The following is a 20817-nucleotide window of genomic DNA, read 5'->3' on the forward strand; positions in this document are numbered from 1 at the left end:
CCTCCTGAGTGAGGCTGTGTAGCAGTCTGTGTAGCATCGTCTGGCCTCCGGGGCCAGCTGACAAGCGCCCTTGTGATTGGGGAGGGCGGTCGTGTCAGGCGAGGGCGGACTGGACCAGTGACCCACTGGCAGAGGGGCTGTTTGCGCCCCTCGTTCGCGTCCAGGTTTGTGGTTTGCTGCCACAGATATGCGGTGTTTAAATACCTTTAAACCAAGCGCACGAATGTGGTCGAATGCCGCCGTTCGCGACAAACTAACAAGCTTTGCAGCGATGAAGGCTTCTAGAAGTTCAACTCTGAATTGTTAGCCTTTAAGGTCCAATCGGGGGCGATTCGAAGCGTTTCGCCTGATGGTAAGGGCGAACTATGAGCCTTCTCGAAGTTGAGAAGCACCTCAAGACGACGGCGGTTGGTCAGTACCTAGGGTACTCGCTCCAACAACTGCGTCTGTGCCACCATCTGCTGAAGGCGCCCGACGGCGACACTATCTCACTCGAGTATCTCGACGATATCGGCGTTCACAGGGCAAACGGAACGCTTCTTCTTGAGCAGTGCAAGAGTGCCCCAACCGGCAATCCGGTGGCGGACCGGGCCGAGGATCTTTGGAAGTCCTTCGCCAACTGGTCGGACCTCTGCGCCAGCCAAAAAATCGACCCGAACACCACCGACTTTCGCCTGTACGTCACGCCAACAAAGACGGGTAAACTGGTCGGGCAGCTTCACAGGGCGACTGAGAAGGAAGCCATCGCGGCCGCGCTTGCCAAGATTAAGAAGCTGATAGACCCAGAACGGCCTGACGTGGGCTGCGCCAACCAAGTAGCAAGGTTTCTGAAGGCTGGCGATGCCATCTGCAGCGTGATCATCGAACGGTTCCAACTGATCGTCGAAGCTGACCCTGTCGAGAGCGTCCGGGAATATGTCCGGGCAGGCGTTCCTTCCGAGGCGCAGGAAGACTTGACCGCCGCCGCCGTTGGCATGGCGCGAGATCGGATCGACAAGCTCATTCGCGCCCAGCAAACTCCAGTTCTTTCGGCGACTAACTTCCGGCGTCAATTCCAGACCTTCGTCCGTCGATCCGACCTGACCAATCTGCTGACTTCGAAGGTGCCCGAACCTGCTGCAAGCGCCATCCATCACGTGGTCAGCGTGGCCCCAACGTTTGTCCGACAGCTTCAGGCCATCAACGCCAGCAAGGATCTGCTTGTCACGGCCGTTAGCGATTATCTCCGTACCACTGCAGACAAAGTCTTGTGGGCGGACGAAGGGATTATTGTCGAGGATTCACTAGACGATCTCGACGCCCAGCTAGTGCGTCGGCACAGGATCGTCCGAGACGAGATCGAGGACACACACGCAGCCGAGGACGAGCCGTTTCGAGGGCGGGCGGTCTACCGGGAGTGCACGAAAACGACCCTGCCGTTGGACGGTCGGACTCTCCCGGACCACTTCGTGGCTGGGGCTTTCAACTGCTTGGCAGACGTACGGCGTGTCGGCTGGCATCCATTATATCGAATTCTCTTCCCCGAGGAGCAAGGCTAGATGGTCGAAAGAGAACTATCGCCTGTCGCGCTCGTTCAAAATCCGGCATTCTGTTCGCTTCTTCTGTGGAATTTCGGGCGCGGCTATCAGTCCGAAGATGTCGGCGGCCTTCCCATCCTGACGTCGTTTTTCCTAACGTTGCCCTTGGTGCTGCATGGGCCGACCATGCGTTTGATCAGGTCGACGAACCAAAGCTCTGGTCTTGCAAAGTTCGTGGCCAAGCTGGGAGAAGAGCGCGAACGACTGTTCGCGGTCCATGACCGAGCGCTCGCCATGCGCGGGCTGACGCTCGAGTCGCTCGGCGCGGGCGTCTCGGGGAAGCTGCTGAAGATCGACTACGACGCCGGCGTGGTCCGTTCGAACGAGGCCAAGCCGCCGCCGCTGCCCGAGCGGCTCAAGTACCACGTCGCGAGCGCTGAGAAGCTGGGCCGTTGGTTCGCCCGGCTGCCGGCGAGCCAAGTCTTCTCCCTGCTGCAGGTCCGACCCTGATGCACTTCCAGATCCTCAAGCTGATCCTCTGGTCCAAGGCCGGCCACCCTCCGCGGGTGGTCAAGTTCGAGCCGGGGATGGTCAACGTAATCAGCGGCGCGTCGAAGACCGGCAAATCGGCGGTGATCCCGATCATCGACTACTGCCTCGCGTCCGGGAAATGCAGCATTCCGGTTGGCACCATCCGTAAGGCCTGTTCGTGGTTCGGCGTCATCGTCGAAACCATGGAGGGGCAAAAGCTGCTGGCGCGGCGAGAGCCAGGCGATGCGCGCCAGACCGGCGACATGTTCGTGCTGGAGGGTGACACTGTCGAGCTTCCTGCAGAAGCGCCTACCAAGAATACTACCACGGACTCCGTAAAACGCCTGCTGGACAGGCTCGCAGGTCTCTCCCAGCTCGGGTTGAACCCGGACGCAGAGATCGCGCGGGTTGGCTTCCGCGATCTGATGGCCTTCACTTTCCAGCCGCAATACATCATCGCGAACCCGATGGTGTTGTACTTCAATGCCGACACCACCGAGCACCGGGAGAAGCTGAAGGCGATCTTCCCCTACGTGGTTGGGGCGCTGACGCCAGAGATGCTGGCGGCGCGCTGGGAAATCGAGCGGCTGACCCGCGATTTGCGGCGCAAGGAGGCGGCTCTGCAGGCCTCTAAGACGGCAGTCCGGGCCTGGCAGACCGAGACCCAGGCTTGGGTGCGGAACGCTATCGAATTTGGGCTACTCCCGGTCGATACGGTCATCCCGACCGAATGGAACGAAGTGGTCGATCTGCTGCGGCGCGCAACCAGCACGAACACGCGCGCGGCATTCGCCACCCTCGGCTCGATCGAGCCGTCGATGCAGCAGCTCCACGTCCTGCGCCAGGCGGAAAGCGACGCCGCTGCGAATTTAGCCGATCAAAGGCAAAGGCTGAACGAGATACAGCGCCTCCTGAGTACAAGCGAGACCTTCGGTTCCGCTATCCGCATTCAACGAGACCGGCTCAATATCGCCGGCTGGCTGCGCGCCCGGGCGGACGACGCCGGCGACCCTGTCGTCGTTCTAGGCGAAGGCGGCAGGGACAAGCTGGACGCTCTGACCGAGGCGCTGGCGGGTATCGAGGTGCAACTGCGGACTCAGCCCAGCCTGTCGGACGCGTTCGACAAGGACCGGCTCAGGTTACGGGGCGAGGTGGAAGCCGCCACGGCCCGGCTTGCAGCCGTCCGACAGGAAATCTCCCTCCTGGAGCAACGGTCGGAGGAAGTGCGGGAAGCCACGTACCGGCAGGACCGCATCGAGCGGTTTATCGGCCGGCTCGAGCAGGCTCTGGTGTCGTTCGACCGGTCCGAAGAGGGGTCGGATCTGGTCGAGGAAGTGGCTCGACTCAATACGGCTATCGAGGAATTGCGACGCGTCTACTCTGAAGGGCAGGTCGCTCGCAAGACGAAGAACGCGCTACGCCAGATTGAGACATTCGCCGCGACGATTATCCCAACGCTGGACGCCGAATGGCCTGACGCGCCGATCCAGCTCGTCGTCAACGATCTGACGATCAAGGTCATTCACGCCGAGCGGGAAGACTATCTATGGGAGATCGGCAGCGGCGCGAATTGGCTCGCCTACCACGTCGCCGTTACGCTCGCCCTTCATCGCTTCTTCGCCGGCGAAGTGAACCACCCTGTCCCCGGCCTGTTGATTTACGACCAGCCGAGCCAAGTCTACTTCCCGCGAGGCTTCGACGTCGCCGACACCGTCAGTCCCCTCGGTCGATCGCGCGACGAAGACATCGCCGCCGTGCGCAAGGTGTTCGAAGCCATGGGGAGGGAGATCGTACGGGCCAAGGGCCAGTTGCAGGCGATCGTCCTGGACCATGCTGGCGAGGACGTCTGGGGCGATATCGAGGGCGTAACGCTGGTCCACCACTGGCGGGGTGCCGAAAAGCTCGTGCCTACCGAATGGCTGGTTGATAACGAAGGCGAACCGGATGGCGTCGGAGTGTAGCCCTCCGGATTTCCGCGTCGGGCCGGGCAGGAAGGCTCCGTCGTTACCGCGAGATCGTCGGACACCACTACGCGACTCCTGACCTCACGGAGTCCGACGCGGACGGTTCAAGCATCGCGCGACCGACCGGGGCCGGGACGGTTGGCTGAACACGCACGGGAGGTCGAATCTGAGCGGTTTGGCGCCGTCACTGGCTCCTGTTGAAAACTAAGCGGAATTGACCTCGCAAGACTAGCGCCTACACTGCAGAGGATGCCCCTTGCAGCCGATCAGACATTTTAGTCAAGGGCGCCGGATCTTTGGAAAGACAACAAGCGGCGGGCCATGCCTGATTACGATTTTCATCAACTCTCGCCGTACGACCTTGAAATTCTCGCCCGCGATCTCCTCCAAGCGCATTGGGGCGTGACGATCGAGAGCTTCAAGAGTGGCAAGGATCGCGGCGTGGACCTGCGCTATGCCGCCGGCTCGGGCAAACTCATCGTCCAAGTGAAGCACTTCCTTAGGACCGGACTCGCGGGCTTGATGAGAGAGTTGACTAAAGAAGCCGAAAAGGTCCGCCAACTGCGACCCACCCGCTACTTCCTGGTGACTTCTGTGCCGCTGTCAGCGAAGAACAAGGACGCGATCGTCGATCTGTTCGACGTCGATGCACTGACGCCCAGCGATGTTATCGGCCAAGAGGATCTCAACAATCTGCTCGGTCAACATCCATCGATCGAAGGCAATCACTTCAAGCTTTGGCTTGCCAGCCGGGCGGTTCTTGACCGTGTACTGCAAAATGCAGCGGTCACTCGTAGCGAATTTAAGGCACGTCAAGTTCACAACGAGGCTCGGCGCTACGTCCAAAGTGCGGCCTACCCTCAGGCACTGAAGATACTCAACGCTGAGCGGGTCGTGGTTGTCGCGGGGCCGCCCGGCGTGGGAAAGTCAACCCTCGCGAATCTATTGCTCTACGAGCATCTTGAGCGCGGCTTCCAAGCCGTGCTGATCCAGCGCGACATCGAAGAAGGTCTCGCTCTCTTTCACCCCCCCACGCCACAGGTCTTCTACTTCGACGATTTTATGGGCGCTACATTCCTCGGCGACCGCTCTGCCGCACTTGCTGGCACGACCGACAAAGCCCTACTCGATTTCATTGCGATGGTGCGCTCGACGCCCACAGCGAGAATGATCCTGACGACACGTGAGCATATCTACGCGCACGCGATGAACCGATCAGAGCGGCTACGCCACTCTGACCTCGATGACCTTCGCGTCTTCCTGCGGATGCCGAATTACTCGTTTGGCCAGAAGGCTCGAATCCTTTACAATCATCTATATTTCAGCGACTTGCCGGCCGCGTATCAGCACGAGCTTCTTCGGAACGACTATTATCTCCGCATCATTAAGCACGAAAAATTCAATCCGCGGCTGATCGAGTGGCTCTCGAGCTTTCGACGGCTACGCAATGTCCCCGTTGAGCAATACCGAGCCTTCATCGACAATCTCTTGCGCGACCCATCGGAAATTTGGCGCCACGCCTATGAACAAGAGATTTCAGACGCTGGCCGGACCATGCTAATGGTCCTCTTCTCTATGGGTGGCAAGGCTGTCGGTATGGACCTAAGGCCTTCATTTGCAGCGCTTCACAATCATCGGGCGAAGCGTTATGGGTTCGCGACCCGTCCCGAGGATTTTAGATCGGCGCTACGTGAGATCGCAGGTACTTTTATCAAGCCTTTCGGTACCCATGGCGTTGAAGTCATCGACCCTTCGGTCCTCGACCTTTTGAATGCGGTGGTGCGGCGCGCGCCCGACAATGGGATCGACGTCGTCGCAGCCGCGAACGAGTTTATTCAGATCGAGCGCGTATGGTCCTTTGCGAAGGCAGAAAAAGGCGGGGCGGTGCTTGATGCTTTCCAGCACGGTGCTGACCAGCTCGCGTTTTCGATATCTACCTTGATGGTGAAGGCGCGCCGGTTCGCCACGAGCGAAGGAGCCGCAGGCTACAGGGGGCCGACATTCGAGCGCCGATTGGCAGTGGTGATCGATATGTCAGACCGGCTAGCCTCGCCCAAGATCGCGGCGCTCATCGAACCGCTTTTCGCCCATATCCAGCACGAGTGGACTACGGAGCGGCCAGACATCAGCGACGCGGTGGAAACGCTCCGCGCGCTTGATAGCACCCGGTCAATCGATGCCAACGTACTGGACCAGATGAAGGCTTCGATCAAGACAGTACTGATTGAAGAGGTCCAGAAGGGATGCCGATCGGACGAGTTGCGCGAGGTAATTGGGGCGATTGATACCACCGAGGCAGACGCGAATGAAGCGCTTTCCGCGGCACGAAGAGCATTCGAGGCGTATGGTCACACCATGTTCCAAGACGAACTTCATGAATGCCGTTCGCGCGAACAGTTCGATGAACTAATGGAAGATCTAAAACTATTCAGCGATCAGCTCGGAGTAGATGTATCGTCCCTACTCACTAGAGCGGAGGAGGCCAAGGATGAATTCGAGGAGCGCGAGGACGACTATGCTGACCATATGCAGGACGAATACAAGGAGCGGTGGCGCGACGAGCGCGCGAGCGAGCGCGGCGTCTCGGAAATGTTCGGCTCTCTCCGTGACGATCGTAGCTGATAAGTGGGTGCTGGGCGGCGCTTGGGTAGCCCATCCGAATGCAATGCTCGTCCGCGTTGCCGTTTCCTGCGCTAGCAACGCCTCCCCACAGCAAATGAGATGACCGAAAAGTCCATCAATTTTGAAGCGGCCCGGGTCCGCTGTAGTTTCTAGGGGCGGTGGATTAGGAAGACCGAATTCGACCGCGCTCAAAAAATCGCCCGACAATCTTCAGTGTCATAACAATTACAGCGAGCTTCCTGAGATTTTGAGGGCGATGGCTAGGAAAGGGGAGACCGCGAAGGTCTCCGGGGCTGGATGAGACGTGCCAGTTCTCAGAGCCATCCACCGGAGAGATCGCGTCGGGCTTGTCAGGCCATCAGCATTGCGAAAAGCAGGTCATGACCATTAAAGGCCGATGAGATGCTTCAAGATCAGAAGGCTATAGCCAGCGATCAAGAAGAGGTGTCCCATGATTTCCATGTGGTCCTCCTTTCTTTATCTTCCTGTCGGTAAAGTCCGATTGTCCGGGGAACAGTCGTTGCTGCCCCACTTATATTTAGCGTGAATCTTCGCGTTCGCTGTCAGAATTTCGAATTAGTAAGCCGACTGAGATCGGGGCGGTTTCGGAATTGTGCGGAGCGTATATCGCCGTTTCGATGGTACGGCCGTGCGGCTGACTAATGGCTATGGAGCCTACCGTCCAGTCTCGTTGCAGATGCACGAAGACTTCGCTCGTTCTTACGAAGCGGGCGCGGCATTTCCGGCGAACTCTTACGATGGTCAAAAAATGGTTGGCTGGCGAGCCGCCAACTTTTCCGACCGGCCACCGATGAGAAATCAACGATTTCACGACACCAGTCGATAGGGCGTGTCGATCTTCTGGCCGCCCAAGCTGGAGCGGCCCCTCGTGCCGGAAAGTGCCTTTCATCGGATCAAGGATTCGATATCCGACCGCCGTCGTACCGATAGCGACGGGATGGAGGGCGAGGACCGCCGCCGAGTCGATCGTGAGTGATTGCGGGTAACGGACGCAGGAAGTCACAGCGATACCGGAGCCGATCAATCCGGATGGGATCGCAAGCGAGTCCTTGAAAAGATTACGCAAATAGCGGTGTTCGATATTAGTTATTACGTACGAACACTATCCGAGCGGGCGGAAGCTATCTCCAGCCTTTTCAATCACGATTTGTGTCATCGAAGTAATCTAGGTTGATCGCCTGGAGACGAAGGTATCTAGGTCCTGTAATAGACCTAGACGTCGAAATCGCCCACCGCGCTGGTTCCCCGCACATCGTGAACGCTCGGGAGATGGCGGCCGGGTCAGCGCTGCAATGTCTTGCTCGGGCGTGACGGGCCGCTCCACCAAGTGGGTGCCGCTCGCGCTACCGAGGCGGGCGGCGGCAGCGGGACCAACCGCGCCTCTGGAGGCCGCTCAGCCTGATCAGACCGGCAGGCGCCTAGTCGGCGCCGGAGAGGCCCTTGGGGTTGCTCCCGAGCCTCACGTTACGCTCTGCTGGTTCAGGCGCTCTCTGCCCGAGCAGGCCTCTGACGGCCTGGGACGACGGGGGCGACCGTACGGAAATCGTACCAAATCGGGGTCGGCGGACCGCCTTGGAGCCGTTTTGATCGCCTCTGCGCACCTCGGACGCCCTCGAAAGTGCCCGATTTTATTGGCCTCGGCCCCCCGGTTAACCCCTTCGGTTTCGCCGCGAGAAGTTCTGTCTCATGCCTGCATTCGTTTCCCTGTCCAGCCTGTCTTGGTCCACGCCCGACGGCACGCCGCTTTTCAATGACCTCAACCTGACATTCGGGCCTGAACGCACCGGCATTGTCGGACGCAATGGCATCGGCAAAAGCACTCTTCTGCGCCTGATCTCGGGCGAGATGCTTCCCGCTTCGGGTCAGGTGCAGGTATCGGGTGCCATCGCGATGATGCGGCAGGATGCAATGGAGCAGCCTGACGACACCATCGCCGATTTGTTCGACGTCCGCCCTGCGCTCGACCTGCTGAATCGCGCCGAGGCGGGGCTTGCGGATACCAACGAACTGGCCGATGCGGACTGGCCATTGCCCGCGCGGATCGAGGCCGCGCTTTTGCGGTGTGGCCTGTCCGCCGAGCCGCAGACGCATCTGGTGACGCTATCAGGTGGCCAGCGCAGCCGTGCTGCCCTCGCTGCTTTGGTCCTTGCGGAGCCGGATTTCCTGTTGCTGGACGAGCCGACGAACAATCTCGACCGTGACGGGCGCAGGGCGATGATTGAACTCATTCGGGGCTGGACAGGTGGTGCGATCATCGTCAGCCATGATCGCGAGCTTCTGGAGGAAATGGACGCCATCATCGAACTGACCTCCCTCGGGGCAACGCGATATGGCGGGAATTACAGCACCTTCCGGCATCGCAAGGCAGCAGAACTGGACACGGCGGCGCGCGATCTCGCCCATGCGGAGAAGTCCAGCAAGGACATCGCCCGCCGCGCGCAACGGGCCACAGAGCGCAAGGCGCGCAAAAACAGCGCAGGACACAAAGCCCGGGCCAAGGGCGATCAGCCGAAAATCCTGATGGATGCCGCCAAGGGTCGGGCCGAAGCTTCGGGCGGCGCGGGTGCTCGCCTGCGCGATGCCCGACGCGTCGCGGCAGATGAGGTACTGTCCGCCGCGCGCGAGAAGATCGAAGTCCTGCAACCACTGCGCATGGACATTCCCCCGACCGGCCTTGCGCCCGGCAGGACGGTATTGCGGCTGAATGGAGTGACAGGCGGATATGATCCTGCCCACCCTGTTATCAACGATCTCTCGCTGGCCATAGCCGGCCCGGAGCGTATCGTCATTGCCGGGCCGAACGGCAGTGGTAAGACCACGCTTCTAGCGCTGATAGCGGGCCAGATTGTGCCGCAGCGCGGGCTGGTGGACCTGATGGTCCCGTTCGCGCTGCTGGATCAGCATGTCGCGTTACTCGATCCGGCGCGGACCTTGCGCGAGAATTTCCTGCACCTGAACCCTGCGGCGGACGCCCATGCGGCCCATGCGGCACTGGCCCGGTTTGGTTTCCGCGCAGGCGATGCCTTGCGCCGCACCGACGAATTGAGCGGAGGCGAGCGCTTGCGTGCCGGTCTCGCCTGTGCCCTCGGGGCCACGCCCCCGCCTATGTTGCTGATGTTGGACGAACCGACCAATCACCTCGATCTCGACGGCATCGCCGCCCTGGAGGCCGCGCTCAAAGCCTATGATGGCGCGGTGCTGGTCATCAGCCATGACGAGGCGTTCCTTAGATCGCTCGCGCCGGACAGAACGATACATCTGCGGGAATGATCGCTTCGTCCCGCATCGCTGCCGTCGCCGACGATGTCGCGGCAATAGCAAGCTTACAACCAATTTGAGCCAAACTCCCATGGCCCCTGTTCGGGAGGGCTATAGAGTAGACGTAGTTCTCCGTTTCGTCGTTCGTGGTCCGCCAGTTCCGCCGATTGCACGCTATCGCGCGATGGCTACGCATTCGCCGCAGATTGCCGCATGGACTTCCAAGGCGGATTTCGCTCGGATTTCGCCCGCACCCTGATGGAAGCTGCAGCCCTCGATCACGTAGATTGGGCTGCAATGCGCGCTCGGTAAGTGTCGTCCGGGGCATCCTGTCTGCCGGGATGCAGCGTGACATTCGGCATTGGGGCCTACCGTGCCTTCTCGAAGGCAGCGTCATCTGCACGCGTCAATTGCGCCGTCATCGGCGCATAGACATGGACACCTTCCGGTAGTTGCTCGATATGAGGCGCCTTGCCGCGCTCCACAGTGGCGAGCCAGCGATATTCCGGGAACTTCTCCATGGCGACCGCCTGCATCGCATAGGGGGTGAGGCCAAGCCGGATCAGAGGTTCGGGGCCTGTTGCGATCAACGCCAGATATTCGCCCTCGCCAACGGCTGGCGCGCGCTCGACGCCGCTGTAGAGGTTCCGGTGCCAGTCGGTGATGTGCTGCTGCCAGCGTGCAAAGTTGCCGCCGCCCTTCTGGCGGTATTCCTCACCCGTCAGGATGTCGAGGCCGTCGATCGAATGAACGGCGAGATAGACCGGGCAGCCACGGCTCAACGCCTTGAAACGCTGCGAGGTGTGGAAACCGCTCACCGAAATCAGGGCGGGCAGCTTGTCCAGGCTGTAAAAGTCATTCCATTCCGCTTCGCTGCCCGGATCGGCAAAGCTGCATTCCACCGTATAGATCAATGCACCACCTTCGACCGCAAGCACGGTGCTTCCGGCCTGTCTATCGTTGCTATTTCCTCATGATAGACTGCCAATCCATACCTAGTATACCGACAGCGGATCATGCTTCAGTGATCAAATATCAAGGTGGCGGCGGATCGTGCGAACCATCGTGTGAGGAGCCGTCATGCGCCGCAAGATTCCCAGCAATTCCGCCCTCATGGCGTTCGAGGCGTCTGCTCGTCATGGGAGCTTCGCTCGCGCGGCCGACGAACTGGCCCTGACCGAAGGGGCGATCAGCCGCCAGATAGGCCGGCTGGAGGCATTCCTCGGCGTCACGCTGTTCGAGCGGGTCGGCAATCGCGTGCGGCTTTTGCCGAATGGAGAGCGTTATGCGCTTCAGGTCCGCGAGTCACTCGACCGGCTGGAGCGTGACAGCCAATATCTGATGGGGCAGCCCAGCGACGGCGCGAGCCTCGACATCGCCACCATCCCGACCTTTGCCGCCCGATGGCTCATTCCCCGCCTGGCACGGTTCCGGGAAAAGAACCCGAACATCATCGTGCACCTTGCCGAACGGATGGAGCCTTTTGTGCTGACCGGAAGCGGTTTCGATGCTGCGATCCATTTCGAGCATCCTGCTTGGACGGGAATGAGAACGCACCGGCTGCTGCACGAGACGCTCGTCCCGGTGTGCCATCCGGCGCTTCTCGATAAAGGCGGAGAGGCGGCATCCCTTGATGAACTGCCGCGCCTTCATCGGCGTCAAAACCCGGACGCCTGGCAGCGCTATGCTCAGGAAACGGGGATCACGCTGACCAATCCTGCGGTTGGTGCCCGTTACGATCTCCACTCCATGCAAATCGAAGCCGCGTTGGTCGGTCTCGGCGTCGCACTGGTGCCGCGCCTCTATATCGAAACCGAGTTGGCGGAAGGTCGCCTCGTCGCGCCTTGGCCCGATGGTAAGACAATCTCCAAGACCTTCTGCCTCATCCTGCCGGAGCCGATCCGATTGAGTGACGGTCCAATACAGGTATTCGCAGATTGGCTTCTCAAGGAGGCGCGATCATCAGAGTCACCCCCTTGATGCCAGCCTGCGTGTCTTGGCCCACTCGTGACAGAGCCGGAAAACTCTAGCCGCCGGTGTCGGCGCGGTGAGGTGGATCGCGAGCTGGTTCGCGATGGTCGGGTGCTCGACATAGGACACGCCGTCCGGCGCGAGCAGCGACGCGAGGATGTGGCCGTTCTGCCCGGCTTCGCTGGCGGCCAGCGGGGCGAGCGAGCCGACCGGCAGGCCGAGGTCAAGGTCGAGGCCATAGAGATGGTGCGCGCGGATGCCGGCGCCGGTCAGGATCAGCAGGCGATGTTCGGGCAGCAGCTTCCGCAGCTCGTCCACGATCGGCAGGAATGCGCCGGCGGCGGTCAATCGCTGGTGGTATTGCAATGTATGGTGCTGGATAGACCGGATTCGCCGCTCGGCGTGCCCGCGGCGGCAGCGGGCTCTCATCCGGGTTTCCTGGAAGATGGCGGCTTTGCTATTCCGATTCCGATGGTGAGCGGTACTCGTTGGATTCGCGCAGGCCGCTGATCCACAGCGCCAGGATGGTCACCACTGCGCCCGACAGCAGGTATGCGCCCGACGAGATCAGGCCGAAATCGGTGGCGAGCAGCAGTGCGACCAGCGGGGCGAAGCCGGCGCCGAACAGCCAGGCGAGGTCGGCGGTCAGCGCCGACGCGGTGTAGCGATAGGCAGTCCGGAAGCTCGATGCGATCACGCCGGACGACTGGCCGAACGACAATCCCAGCAGGATGAAGCCGAGGATCATATAGGCGGTCTCGCCGACCGGGCCGGCATCGAGCATCTGCGGGGCGAAGCCGCTGAACACCGCAATTGCGATCGCCGAGCCCATCAGCAGCGGCTTGCGGCCGATGCGATCGGCGAGCATGCCGGACGCGATGATCGCCACCACGCCAAACATTGCGCCGATGGTCTCGATGATCAGGAACCGCACCGGGCTTTCGCGCGTGAACAGGAACACCCAGGACAGCGGGAACACCGTGACCATATGGAACAGCGCGAAGCTCGCCAGCGGCGCGAAAGCGCCGATGATAATGTTGCGGCCGTCGTGGCGGAGCGTGTCGAGGACGCGGCTGGGCTGCAATTCGCGGCTTTCGAACAGCGACGAATATTCCGGCGTCACCACCATACGCAGCCGCGCGAACAGCGCGACGACGTTAATCGCGAAGGCGACGAAGAACGGGTAGCGCCAGCCCCAGCCGAAGAAGTCTTCCGAAGACAGATTCCCGGCGAAATAGGCGAACAGCGCGCTCGCCACGATCAGGCCGAGCGGCGCGCCGAGCTGCGGCACCATCGCGTACCAGCCGCGCTGCTGTTTCGGCGCGTTGAGCGCCAGCAGCGACGCCAGACCGTCCCAGGCGCCGCCCCAGGCGAGGCCTTGGGCCGCGCGCGCCAGCGCCAGCAGCCAGATCGCCGCCGCGCCGATCTCGTAATAGCCGGGCAGGAACGCGATCGCGACCGTCGCGGTGCCGAGCAACAGCATCGCGAGGATCAGCTTCGCGCTTTTGCCGTAGCGGCGGTCGATCGCCATGAAGATCACGGTGCCAAGCGGCCGGGCGATGAAGGCGATGGCGAAGATCGCGAACGAATACAGCGTGCCGGTCAGCTCGCTGGCGAACGGGAACACCAGCCGTGGAAACACGATCACCGACGCGATCGCATAGACGAAGAAGTCGAAGAACTCGGCGGTGCGGCCGATGATGACGCCGATGGCGATTTCGCCGGGATTGACGTGCTTGCGCGCCGGATCAGAGCCGAGTCCCGCCGTCGTCGTATCTGTCATCACCGCTCTGCCGTTGGAACAATTGAATCTCTGCGACCGCCTCTCAATGGCATGACGATCCTGTCCCTGTTTGAGCGGTGATCCCGCACCGCAACATTGGACAAATTGTCCAATGTCCCGATTGCTGCGCCGCAGCTAGGTCGGTGTTGCGAGGTATTCTCATTCTCAAAGGGCGAAACGTTGTCACGGTTCAAAATCCTGGCATTGCTACCATTGGCCGTTCTGTTGGGCGGCTGCGACTTTGTCGTGCTGGCGCCGGCCGGCGACGTGGCGGCGCAGCAGCGCGACCTGATCGTGATTTCGACCGTGCTGATGCTCCTGATCGTTCTGCCGGTGATGGCGCTCACGGTCTGGTTCGCCTGGCGCTACCGCCACTCGAATGAAGCGGCGCGCTACGACCCGGACTGGGACCATTCGACCGGCCTCGAACTGGTGATCTGGTCGGCGCCGCTGGCGATCATCATCTGCCTGGGGGCGATCACCTGGATGGGCACGCACCTGCTCGATCCGTATCGTTCGCTCGACCGGATCGCCGCCGACCGCCCGATCGACCGGGCCAAGACGCCGCTCGAGGTCAACGTCGTCGCGCTCGATTGGAAATGGCTGTTCATCTATCCCGAATACGGCATCGCCTCGCTGAATGAGCTCGCCGCGCCGGTCGATCGTCCAATCAACTTCCGGATCACCGCGTCGTCGGTGATGAACTCGTTCTACATCCCCGCGCTCGCCGGCCAGATCTACGCGATGCCGGGGATGGAAACCAAGCTGCATGCGGTGGTCAACCACGCCGGCAAGTACAAAGGCTTCTCGGCGAACTACAGCGGCGCCGGCTTCTCCGGAATGCAGTTCGCGTTCCACGGCGTCGACGACGCAGGCTTCGAGCAATGGGTCGCGCGCACCAAGGCGAGCGGCAATTCGCTCGGCCGCACCGAATATCTCGCGCTCGAGCGCCCCAGCAGCAATGAGCCGGCGCGCGGCTTCGGCTCGGTCGATAGCGATCTCTACCGCGCGATCCTCAACATGTGCGTCGATCCCGGCAAGATGTGCATGAGCGAGATGATGGCGATCGACGCCAGAGGCGGTCTCGGTCTCGCCGGCCTGAACAACACGCTGCCGATTGCTTACGACAAATACGCCCGTCGCGGCACGGCGCTGGGGCCGCAGCCGGCCTTCGTCGCCGGAACCTGCACGATCGCCGAGCCGCAGGGCCGCATCACCGCTCAGGTCCGGGAAAGCACGCCGCTGCTCGGCGCCGGGCTGAAGCGTCCGTCGCTATTCACGCCGCCCGGGTCGTCCACCTCCCTGCGGCTCGGCGCGACGTCGAAGTCCGACTCCTGAGGGATCGCATGTTCACCAATCCTGATATCGTCAAAGCGATCTTCGGCCGGCTGTCGCTGGAGTCGCTGCCGTTGCACGAACCGATCGTGGTGCTCGCCTTCATCGGCACCGCACTCGGCGGCGCCGCCGTCGCCGCGGGCATCACCTACTTCAAGCTGTGGGGCTATCTGTGGCGCGAGTGGTTCACCACCGTCGACCACAAGCGCATCGGCATCATGTACATGATCCTCGGCGTCGTCATGCTGCTGCGCGGCTTCGCCGACGCCATCATGATGCGCATCCAGCAGGCGATGGCGTTCAACGGCTCCGAGGGCTACCTCAACGCCCATCACTACGACCAGATCTTCACCGCCCACGGCGTGATCATGATCTTCTTCGTGGCGATGCCGATGGTCACCGGCCTGATGAACTATGTCGTGCCGCTGCAGATCGGCGCGCGCGACGTGTCGTTCCCGTTCCTCAACAATTTCAGCTTCTGGATGACCACGGCCGGCGCCGTGCTGGTGATGATCTCGCTGTTCGTCGGCGAATTCGCGCGCACCGGCTGGCTGGCTTATCCGCCGCTGTCGAATATCGGCTACAGTCCGGACGTCGGCGTCGACTATTACATATGGTCGCTGCAGGTCGCCGGCGTCGGGACGCTGCTGTCCGGCGTCAACCTGATCTGCACCATCGTCAAGCTGCGGGCGCCCGGCATGACGATGATGCGGATGCCGATCTTCACCTGGACGTCGCTCTGCACCAACGTCCTGATCGTCGCCTCGTTTCCGGTGCTGACCGCCGTGCTGGCGCTGCTGACGCTGGATCGTTATGTCGGCACCAACTTCTTCACGAACGACTTCGGCGGCAACCCGATGATGTACGTGAACCTGATCTGGATCTGGGGCCATCCGGAGGTCTACATCCTGATTCTGCCGGCGTTCGGCATCTTCTCCGAAGTGGCCGCGACGTTCTCGGGCAAGCGGCTGTTCGGCTACACCTCGATGGTCTACGCCACGGTCGTCATCACCATCCTGTCGTATCTGGTCTGGTTGCATCACTTCTTCACGATGGGGTCGGGCGCCAGCGTCAACTCGTTCTTCGGCATCACCACGATGATCATCTCGATCCCGACGGGCGCGAAGATGTTCAACTGGCTGTTCACGATGTATCGCGGCCGCATCCGCTACGATTTGCCGATGATGTGGACGGTCGCGTTCATGCTGACCTTCGTGATCGGCGGCATGACCGGCGTGCTGCTCGCGGTGCCGCCGGCCGACTTCGTGCTGCACAACAGCCTGTTCCTGGTCGCGCATTTCCACAACGTGATCATCGGCGGGGTGGTGTTCGGCGCGTTCGCCGGCATCGCCTACTGGTTTCCGAAGGCGTTCGGCTTCAAGCTCGACGTGTTCTGGGGCAAGGTCTCGTTCTGGTGCTGGGTGGTCGGTTTCTACTTCGCGTTCATGCCGCTCTACGTCCTCGGCCTGATGGGCGTCACCCGACGGCTGCGGGTGTTCGATGATCCGAGCTATCAGATCTGGTTCGCCATCGCGGCTTTCGGGGCGTTCCTGGTCCTGATCGGAATCGTCGCCTTCCTGATCCAGATCGCGGTCAGCGTCATGCGCCGCGAACAGCTACGCGACGTCACCGGGGATCCGTGGAACGGGCGCACGCTGGAATGGGCGACGTCGTCGCCGCCGCCCGACTACAACTTCGCCTTCACGCCGATGGTGCGCGACGCCGACGCGTGGTGGGACATGAAGAAACACGGCTACAGCCGTCCTCTCGGCGGATTCAAGCCGATTCACATGCCGAGCAACACCGGGACCGGCGTCATTCTCGCCGGGCTCAGTACGGTGATGTCGTTCGGGCTGATCTGGTACATCTGGTGGCTGGCGGCGCTGTCGTTCATCGCGCTGCTCGCCGTCGCGATCGGGCACACCTTCAACTATCACCGCGACTACCACATCCCTGCCGACGAGGTCGTTCGCGTCGAAGACGAGCGAACCCGTCTGCTCGCCGCGGGAGCCCGACCATGAGCGTCGCCGTCGCCACTCCACAGACCGCCGAGCCGGTGTTCCACGTCGTCGACGAGCACGCCCATCCCGAAGGCGCGAGCACGATGCTCGGCTTCTGGCTCTATCTGATGAGCGATTGCCTCATCTTCGCGATCCTGTTCGCCACCTACGGCGTGCTCGGCGCCAACTATGCCGCCGGTCCGGCGCCGAAGGATCTGTTCGATCTGAAGCTGGTCGCGGTCAACACCGCGATGCTGCTGCTGTCGTCGATCACCTACGGCTTCGCCATGCTGGAGATGGCGAGGGCGCGGGTCGGCGCCACCCAGCTCTGGCTCGGGATCACCGGGCTGTTCGGCCTCGCGTTCCTCGGGATCGAGCTCTATGAATTCGCCCACATGATCCATGAAGGGGCGACGCCGCAGCGCAGCGCATTCCTGTCGTCCTTCTTCACGCTGGTCGGCACCCACGGTCTGCACGTCACTTTCGGCATCGTCTGGCTGGTGACGCTGATGGTGCAGGTGGCGCGGACCGGGCTGATCGAGGCCAATCGCCGGAGGCTGATGTGCCTCAGCATGTTCTGGCACTTCCTCGACGTGGTGTGGATCGGCGTCTTCACCTTCGTCTATCTGTTGGGAACGTTGCGATGACCCTCAATTCTCCCCCCGTCGACGCGCACGGCCACGACCACGGCCATGAAGCCCACGTGGCTGCCCATAATCATGGGACGCTGAAGAGCTACCTGATCGGCTTCGGATTGTCGGTGGTGCTCACCGCCATCCCGTTCTGGCTGGTGATGGGCGACGTGCTCGGCAACAAGCAGGCGACCGGGCTGGTGATCATGGCGTTCGCGGCGGTGCAGATCGTCGTGCACATGATCTATTTCCTGCACATGACCACCGCGGCAGAAGAAGGCTGGACGATGATGGCGCTGATCTTCACCATCGTCATGGTGGTGATCGCGCTGGCGGGCTCGCTGTGGGTGATGCACCATCTCACCACCAACATGATGCCGGCCCACGACATGATCCGGCGGTGAGGAGGAGGGCCGCGATCGTGACCCCCGACAGCGATCCGGCGAACGGCGCCCGCCCATCGGCGCGCCGGCCCTCGCTATGGCTCACGATCCCGGCCGTCGCCGGCGTGTTCGGATTGATCGCGCTCGGCATCTGGCAGATCGAACGGCGGGCCTGGAAACTGGCGCTGATCGATCGGGTCGAGCAGCGCGCTGATGCGGTGCCTGTGCCGCTGCCTCCAGCCGCATCCTGGCCCGAGGTGACTGCAGCCCGCGACGAATACCGGCGCGTGACCGCCAGCGGCCGATTCTTGCACGATCGGGAGACGCTGGTGAAAGCCGTCACCGACGCCGGCGGCGGCTCTTGGGTGATCACGCCGCTGCGAACCGAAGACGGCGCCACGGTGCTGATCAATCGCGGTTTCGTTCCGCCGGACCAGCGCGATCGTGCGACCCGCAGCGCGCGTGAGCCTGCGGGAGAGATCGCGATCACCGGCCTGTTGCGCGTGACGGAGCCAGGCGGCGGCTTTCTTCGGCACAATGATCCGGCCGGCGATCGCTGGTACTCGCGCGACGTCGCCGCCATCGCGGCCGCGCGCAGCGTCGAAAGTGTCGCACCCTTTTTCATTGATGCGGATGCTTCGCTCAATGCGCCCGGGCAGCCGATCGGCGGCCTGACGGTGGTGCGGTTCCCCAATAACCACCTGGTCTATGCGCTCACGTGGTTTTGCCTGGCTTTTATGCTGTTCGGCTGGCTTGTTGTTGCCTTCGGGAGCGGATTTTTCCGGCGCGCACGCGCCGGCCGCGGACCGGGTCAAGAGGTGCGTTCCGCCCTCCCAACGGGGTCACATGCTGGACCGATCGCCGAGCATCGCTGACGACAAGGCCACCGCGACTTTGCAGGACAAAATCGCGCCGGCGCGCGTGCGGCCGCGCCTCGGCGACGATGTGACGCTTTCGCCGGCAGCGTCGTCACCTGCCGACGACGCGACCGACCGCAAGAACATGTCGCTGCTGATCCAGCTCCGCTGGACCGCGGTGATCGGTCAGATCGTCACCATCGGCGCAGTCCATTTGTGGCTCGGCGCTCCGCTGCCGGTCGTGCCGATGGGCGCGGTCGTGCTCGGGCTGATTGCGCTCAATATCGGCAGCCTGGCGTGGATGCGGTATCGCGTGGCGGTCAGCAATCGCGACCTGCTGATCGCGCTGATCCTCGATGTCGTCGCGCTCACCGCCCAGCTCTATCTCAGCGGCGGCATCACCAATCCGTTCACGTCCTTGTATCTGCTGCAGGTGACGCTCGGCGCCGTGTTGCTCGACAGCCGGGCGAGCTGGTCGCTGGTTGCGGTCGTGTTCGCGGCGTTCATCTGGCTCACCGGGGCGTCGCGGCCGCTGGTGTTGCCGCAAGCCGCCGGCGATCCGGTCAATCTGACCGTCGCCGGAATGCTGATCGGCTTCGCGCTGAATGCCGTTCTGCTGGTGGTGTTCGTCACCCGCATCCATCGCAATCTGCGCGAACGCGACGCGCATCTGGCGGCGCTGCGCCAGCATGCGGCGGAACAGGATCACATCGTGCGAATGGGCCTGCTGGCGTCCGGCGCGGCGCACGAACTCGGCACGCCGCTGGCGTCGGTCTCCGTCATTCTCAGCGATTGGCGACGGATGCCCGCGCTGACGGAGAACAGCGAACTCGCCGAGGATCTCACCGAAATGGAGACCTCGCTGAAGCGGTGTCAGTCGATCGTGACCGGAATTCTGGTCTCCGCCGGCGAAGCGCGCGGCGAGGGCTCGTCGCCGACCACGGTGGCCGAATTCCTGTCCGCGATCGCCGAGGAATGGCGGAACGCGCGCTGCAAGACCACGTTACACGTCGTCAACGTGTTCGGAGAGGATCTGCCGATCGTCTCGGACGTGACGCTGAAACAGGCGATCTTCAACGTTCTCGACAACGCCTTCGAGGTCTCGCGCCACTGGATCGAACTGGTCGCAGAACGCGACGGCGACGATCTGGTGCTGTCGATCATCGATCGCGGGCCGGGCTTTTCGAAGGACATGCTGACGCAGATCGGCAAGCCTTATCAATCCAGCAAGGGGCGGGTCGGCGGCGGTCTCGGCCTGTTCCTGGTGATGAACGTGGTGCGCAAGCTCGGCGGTTCGATGACAGCCGAGAATCTTCACAACCGCGGCGCCAAGGTCAAGCTGGTGTTGCCGCTGAAGACGCTCGCGATCGGAGACGACTTTGACTGAGGAACGCTCGCTGATCGTCGTCGAGGACGACGCCGGATTCGCCCGCACGCTGAAGCGCTCGTTCGAGCGCCGCGGCTACGAGGTCGTGCACGCCTCCACCATCGAAGACGTGCGCGACGCGCTGGACGAACGCTCGTTCGGCTACGCCGTGGTCGATCTCAAGCTCGGCATCGCATCGGGGCTCGCTTGCGTCGAGCTGCTGCACGCGCAGGACCCGGAAATGCTGATCGTGGTGCTGACTGGCTTTGCGAGCATCGCCACCGCGGTGGAGGCGATCAAGCTCGGCGCGTGTCACTATCTCGCCAAGCCGTCGAACACCGACGACATCGAGGCGGCATTCCGCAAGGCGGAAGGCAATGCCGACATCGCGCTGGGGAGCCAGCCGACCTCGTTCAAGACGCTGGAATGGGAACGCATCCATCAGACGCTGATCGACAGTGAGTTCAACATTTCCGAAGCCGCGCGGCGTCTCGGGATGCACCGCAGGACTTTGGCGCGCAAACTCGAGAAGCGGCAAGTCAGATAGCCGGTTGCTGATGTGGCGGCGCGTCGCCAG

General features: G+C 62.2%; 15 protein-coding genes and 1 pseudogene. 13 read left to right on the forward strand and 3 right to left on the reverse strand.

Annotated elements, in window-relative coordinates; translation table 11 throughout:
* Positions 1–365 precede the first annotated feature (365 nt).
* From BMY71_RS19470 to BMY71_RS19490, 5 genes are all read left to right on the forward strand, one after another.
* A complete protein-coding gene (locus tag BMY71_RS19470; RefSeq protein ID WP_092685819.1) occupies positions 366–1538 on the forward strand; it encodes an ABC-three component system protein in 1173 nt (390 codons plus the stop codon).
* Positions 1539–2027, forward strand: coding sequence for a three component ABC system middle component (locus BMY71_RS19475; RefSeq protein ID WP_092685820.1), 489 nt, complete (start codon positions 1539–1541; stop codon positions 2025–2027).
* Complete coding sequence (locus BMY71_RS19480; RefSeq protein WP_092685821.1) at positions 2027–4009, forward strand: DUF3732 domain-containing protein; 1983 nt, start codon at positions 2027–2029, stop codon at positions 4007–4009. The genes BMY71_RS19475 and BMY71_RS19480 overlap by 1 nt, the downstream gene beginning before the upstream one ends.
* A gap of 324 nt (positions 4010–4333) precedes the next feature.
* Positions 4334–6634: an nSTAND3 domain-containing NTPase gene (locus tag BMY71_RS19485; RefSeq protein ID WP_092685822.1), complete on the forward strand. Its 2301-nt coding sequence runs from the start codon at positions 4334–4336 to the stop codon at positions 6632–6634.
* Between the two features lie 1707 nt (positions 6635–8341).
* Complete coding sequence (locus tag BMY71_RS19490) at positions 8342–9925, forward strand: ABC-F family ATP-binding cassette domain-containing protein (protein WP_092685823.1); 1584 nt, start codon at positions 8342–8344, stop codon at positions 9923–9925.
* A gap of 356 nt (positions 9926–10281) precedes the next feature.
* On the opposite strand, the gene BMY71_RS19495 is transcribed toward BMY71_RS19490, so the two are convergent.
* A complete protein-coding gene (locus BMY71_RS19495) occupies positions 10282–10851 on the reverse strand; it encodes a sugar ABC transporter (RefSeq protein ID WP_244526115.1) in 570 nt (189 codons plus the stop codon).
* A 142-nt stretch (positions 10852–10993) separates the two neighbouring features.
* On the opposite strand from BMY71_RS19495, the gene BMY71_RS19500 reads away from it, so the two are divergent.
* Positions 10994–11893, forward strand: a complete 900-nt coding sequence (locus BMY71_RS19500) for a LysR substrate-binding domain-containing protein (protein ID WP_092685825.1) — start codon at positions 10994–10996, stop codon at positions 11891–11893.
* A gap of 63 nt (positions 11894–11956) precedes the next feature.
* Here BMY71_RS19500 and BMY71_RS19505 read toward each other — a convergent pair.
* Both BMY71_RS19505 and BMY71_RS19510 read right to left on the reverse strand, forming a co-directional pair.
* Positions 11957–12217, reverse strand: a pseudogene (locus tag BMY71_RS19505) (molybdenum storage protein subunit alpha); the annotation flags it as partial.
* A gap of 124 nt (positions 12218–12341) precedes the next feature.
* Positions 12342–13667, reverse strand: coding sequence for an MFS transporter (locus BMY71_RS19510; RefSeq protein WP_092685826.1), 1326 nt, complete (start codon positions 13665–13667; stop codon positions 12342–12344).
* Between the two features lie 180 nt (positions 13668–13847).
* On the opposite strand from BMY71_RS19510, the gene cyoA reads away from it, so the two are divergent.
* From cyoA to BMY71_RS19545, 7 genes are read left to right on the forward strand one after another with little or no spacing between them, the layout of a single operon-like run.
* Positions 13848–15005 carry a ubiquinol oxidase subunit II gene (gene cyoA, locus BMY71_RS19515; RefSeq protein WP_092685827.1) on the forward strand — a complete coding sequence of 386 codons (1158 nt, stop codon included), beginning with the start codon at positions 13848–13850 and terminating at the stop codon, positions 15003–15005.
* 8 nt (positions 15006–15013) lie between these two features.
* A complete protein-coding gene (gene cyoB, locus BMY71_RS19520; RefSeq protein ID WP_092685828.1) occupies positions 15014–17023 on the forward strand; it encodes a cytochrome o ubiquinol oxidase subunit I in 2010 nt (669 codons plus the stop codon).
* The gene (gene cyoC / locus BMY71_RS19525) at positions 17020–17649 is read left to right on the forward strand and encodes a cytochrome o ubiquinol oxidase subunit III (RefSeq protein WP_011501022.1); all 630 of its coding nucleotides are present in this window, start codon (positions 17020–17022) and stop codon (positions 17647–17649) included. Before cyoB ends, cyoC begins: the two co-directional genes overlap by 4 nt.
* Complete coding sequence (gene cyoD / locus BMY71_RS19530) at positions 17646–18038, forward strand: cytochrome o ubiquinol oxidase subunit IV (RefSeq protein ID WP_011501023.1); 393 nt, start codon at positions 17646–17648, stop codon at positions 18036–18038. Before cyoC ends, cyoD begins: the two co-directional genes overlap by 4 nt.
* A 17-nt stretch (positions 18039–18055) precedes the next feature.
* Positions 18056–18892 (forward strand): SURF1 family protein, encoded by an 837-nt coding sequence (locus BMY71_RS19535; protein WP_092685829.1) that lies wholly within the window; start codon positions 18056–18058, stop codon positions 18890–18892.
* Entirely contained in the window at positions 18864–20261 is a 1398-nt protein-coding gene (locus BMY71_RS19540) for an ATP-binding protein (RefSeq protein WP_092685830.1), read from the forward strand. The genes BMY71_RS19535 and BMY71_RS19540 overlap by 29 nt, the downstream gene beginning before the upstream one ends.
* Entirely contained in the window at positions 20254–20787 is a 534-nt protein-coding gene (locus BMY71_RS19545) for a response regulator transcription factor (protein ID WP_011501026.1), read from the forward strand. The genes BMY71_RS19540 and BMY71_RS19545 overlap by 8 nt, the downstream gene beginning before the upstream one ends.
* The last annotated feature ends 30 nt before the right edge of the window (positions 20788–20817 follow it).

This window comes from Rhodopseudomonas pseudopalustris (assembly GCF_900110435.1).
GTDB lineage: Bacteria > Pseudomonadota > Alphaproteobacteria > Rhizobiales > Xanthobacteraceae > Rhodopseudomonas > Rhodopseudomonas pseudopalustris.

Excerpts from the sequence above, each read along its gene's own strand:
- BMY71_RS19490 (WP_092685823.1), top strand. The coding sequence starts at position 8,342 with ATGCCTGCATTCGTTTCCCTGTCCAGCCTGTCTTGGTCCACGCCCGAC.
- cyoC (WP_011501022.1), top strand. The coding sequence starts at position 17,020 with ATGAGCGTCGCCGTCGCCACTCCACAGACCGCCGAGCCGGTGTTCCAC.
- cyoB (WP_092685828.1), top strand. The coding sequence starts at position 15,014 with ATGTTCACCAATCCTGATATCGTCAAAGCGATCTTCGGCCGGCTGTCG.
- BMY71_RS19540 (WP_092685830.1), top strand. The coding sequence starts at position 18,864 with ATGCTGGACCGATCGCCGAGCATCGCTGACGACAAGGCCACCGCGACT.
- BMY71_RS19480 (WP_092685821.1), top strand. The coding sequence starts at position 2,027 with ATGCACTTCCAGATCCTCAAGCTGATCCTCTGGTCCAAGGCCGGCCAC.
- BMY71_RS19485 (WP_092685822.1), top strand. The coding sequence starts at position 4,334 with ATGCCTGATTACGATTTTCATCAACTCTCGCCGTACGACCTTGAAATT.
- cyoD (WP_011501023.1), top strand. The coding sequence starts at position 17,646 with ATGACCCTCAATTCTCCCCCCGTCGACGCGCACGGCCACGACCACGGC.
- BMY71_RS19475 (WP_092685820.1), top strand. The coding sequence starts at position 1,539 with ATGGTCGAAAGAGAACTATCGCCTGTCGCGCTCGTTCAAAATCCGGCA.
- BMY71_RS19510 (WP_092685826.1), bottom strand. The coding sequence starts at position 13,667 with ATGACAGATACGACGACGGCGGGACTCGGCTCTGATCCGGCGCGCAAG.
- BMY71_RS19500 (WP_092685825.1), top strand. The coding sequence starts at position 10,994 with ATGCGCCGCAAGATTCCCAGCAATTCCGCCCTCATGGCGTTCGAGGCG.
- BMY71_RS19470 (WP_092685819.1), top strand. The coding sequence starts at position 366 with ATGAGCCTTCTCGAAGTTGAGAAGCACCTCAAGACGACGGCGGTTGGT.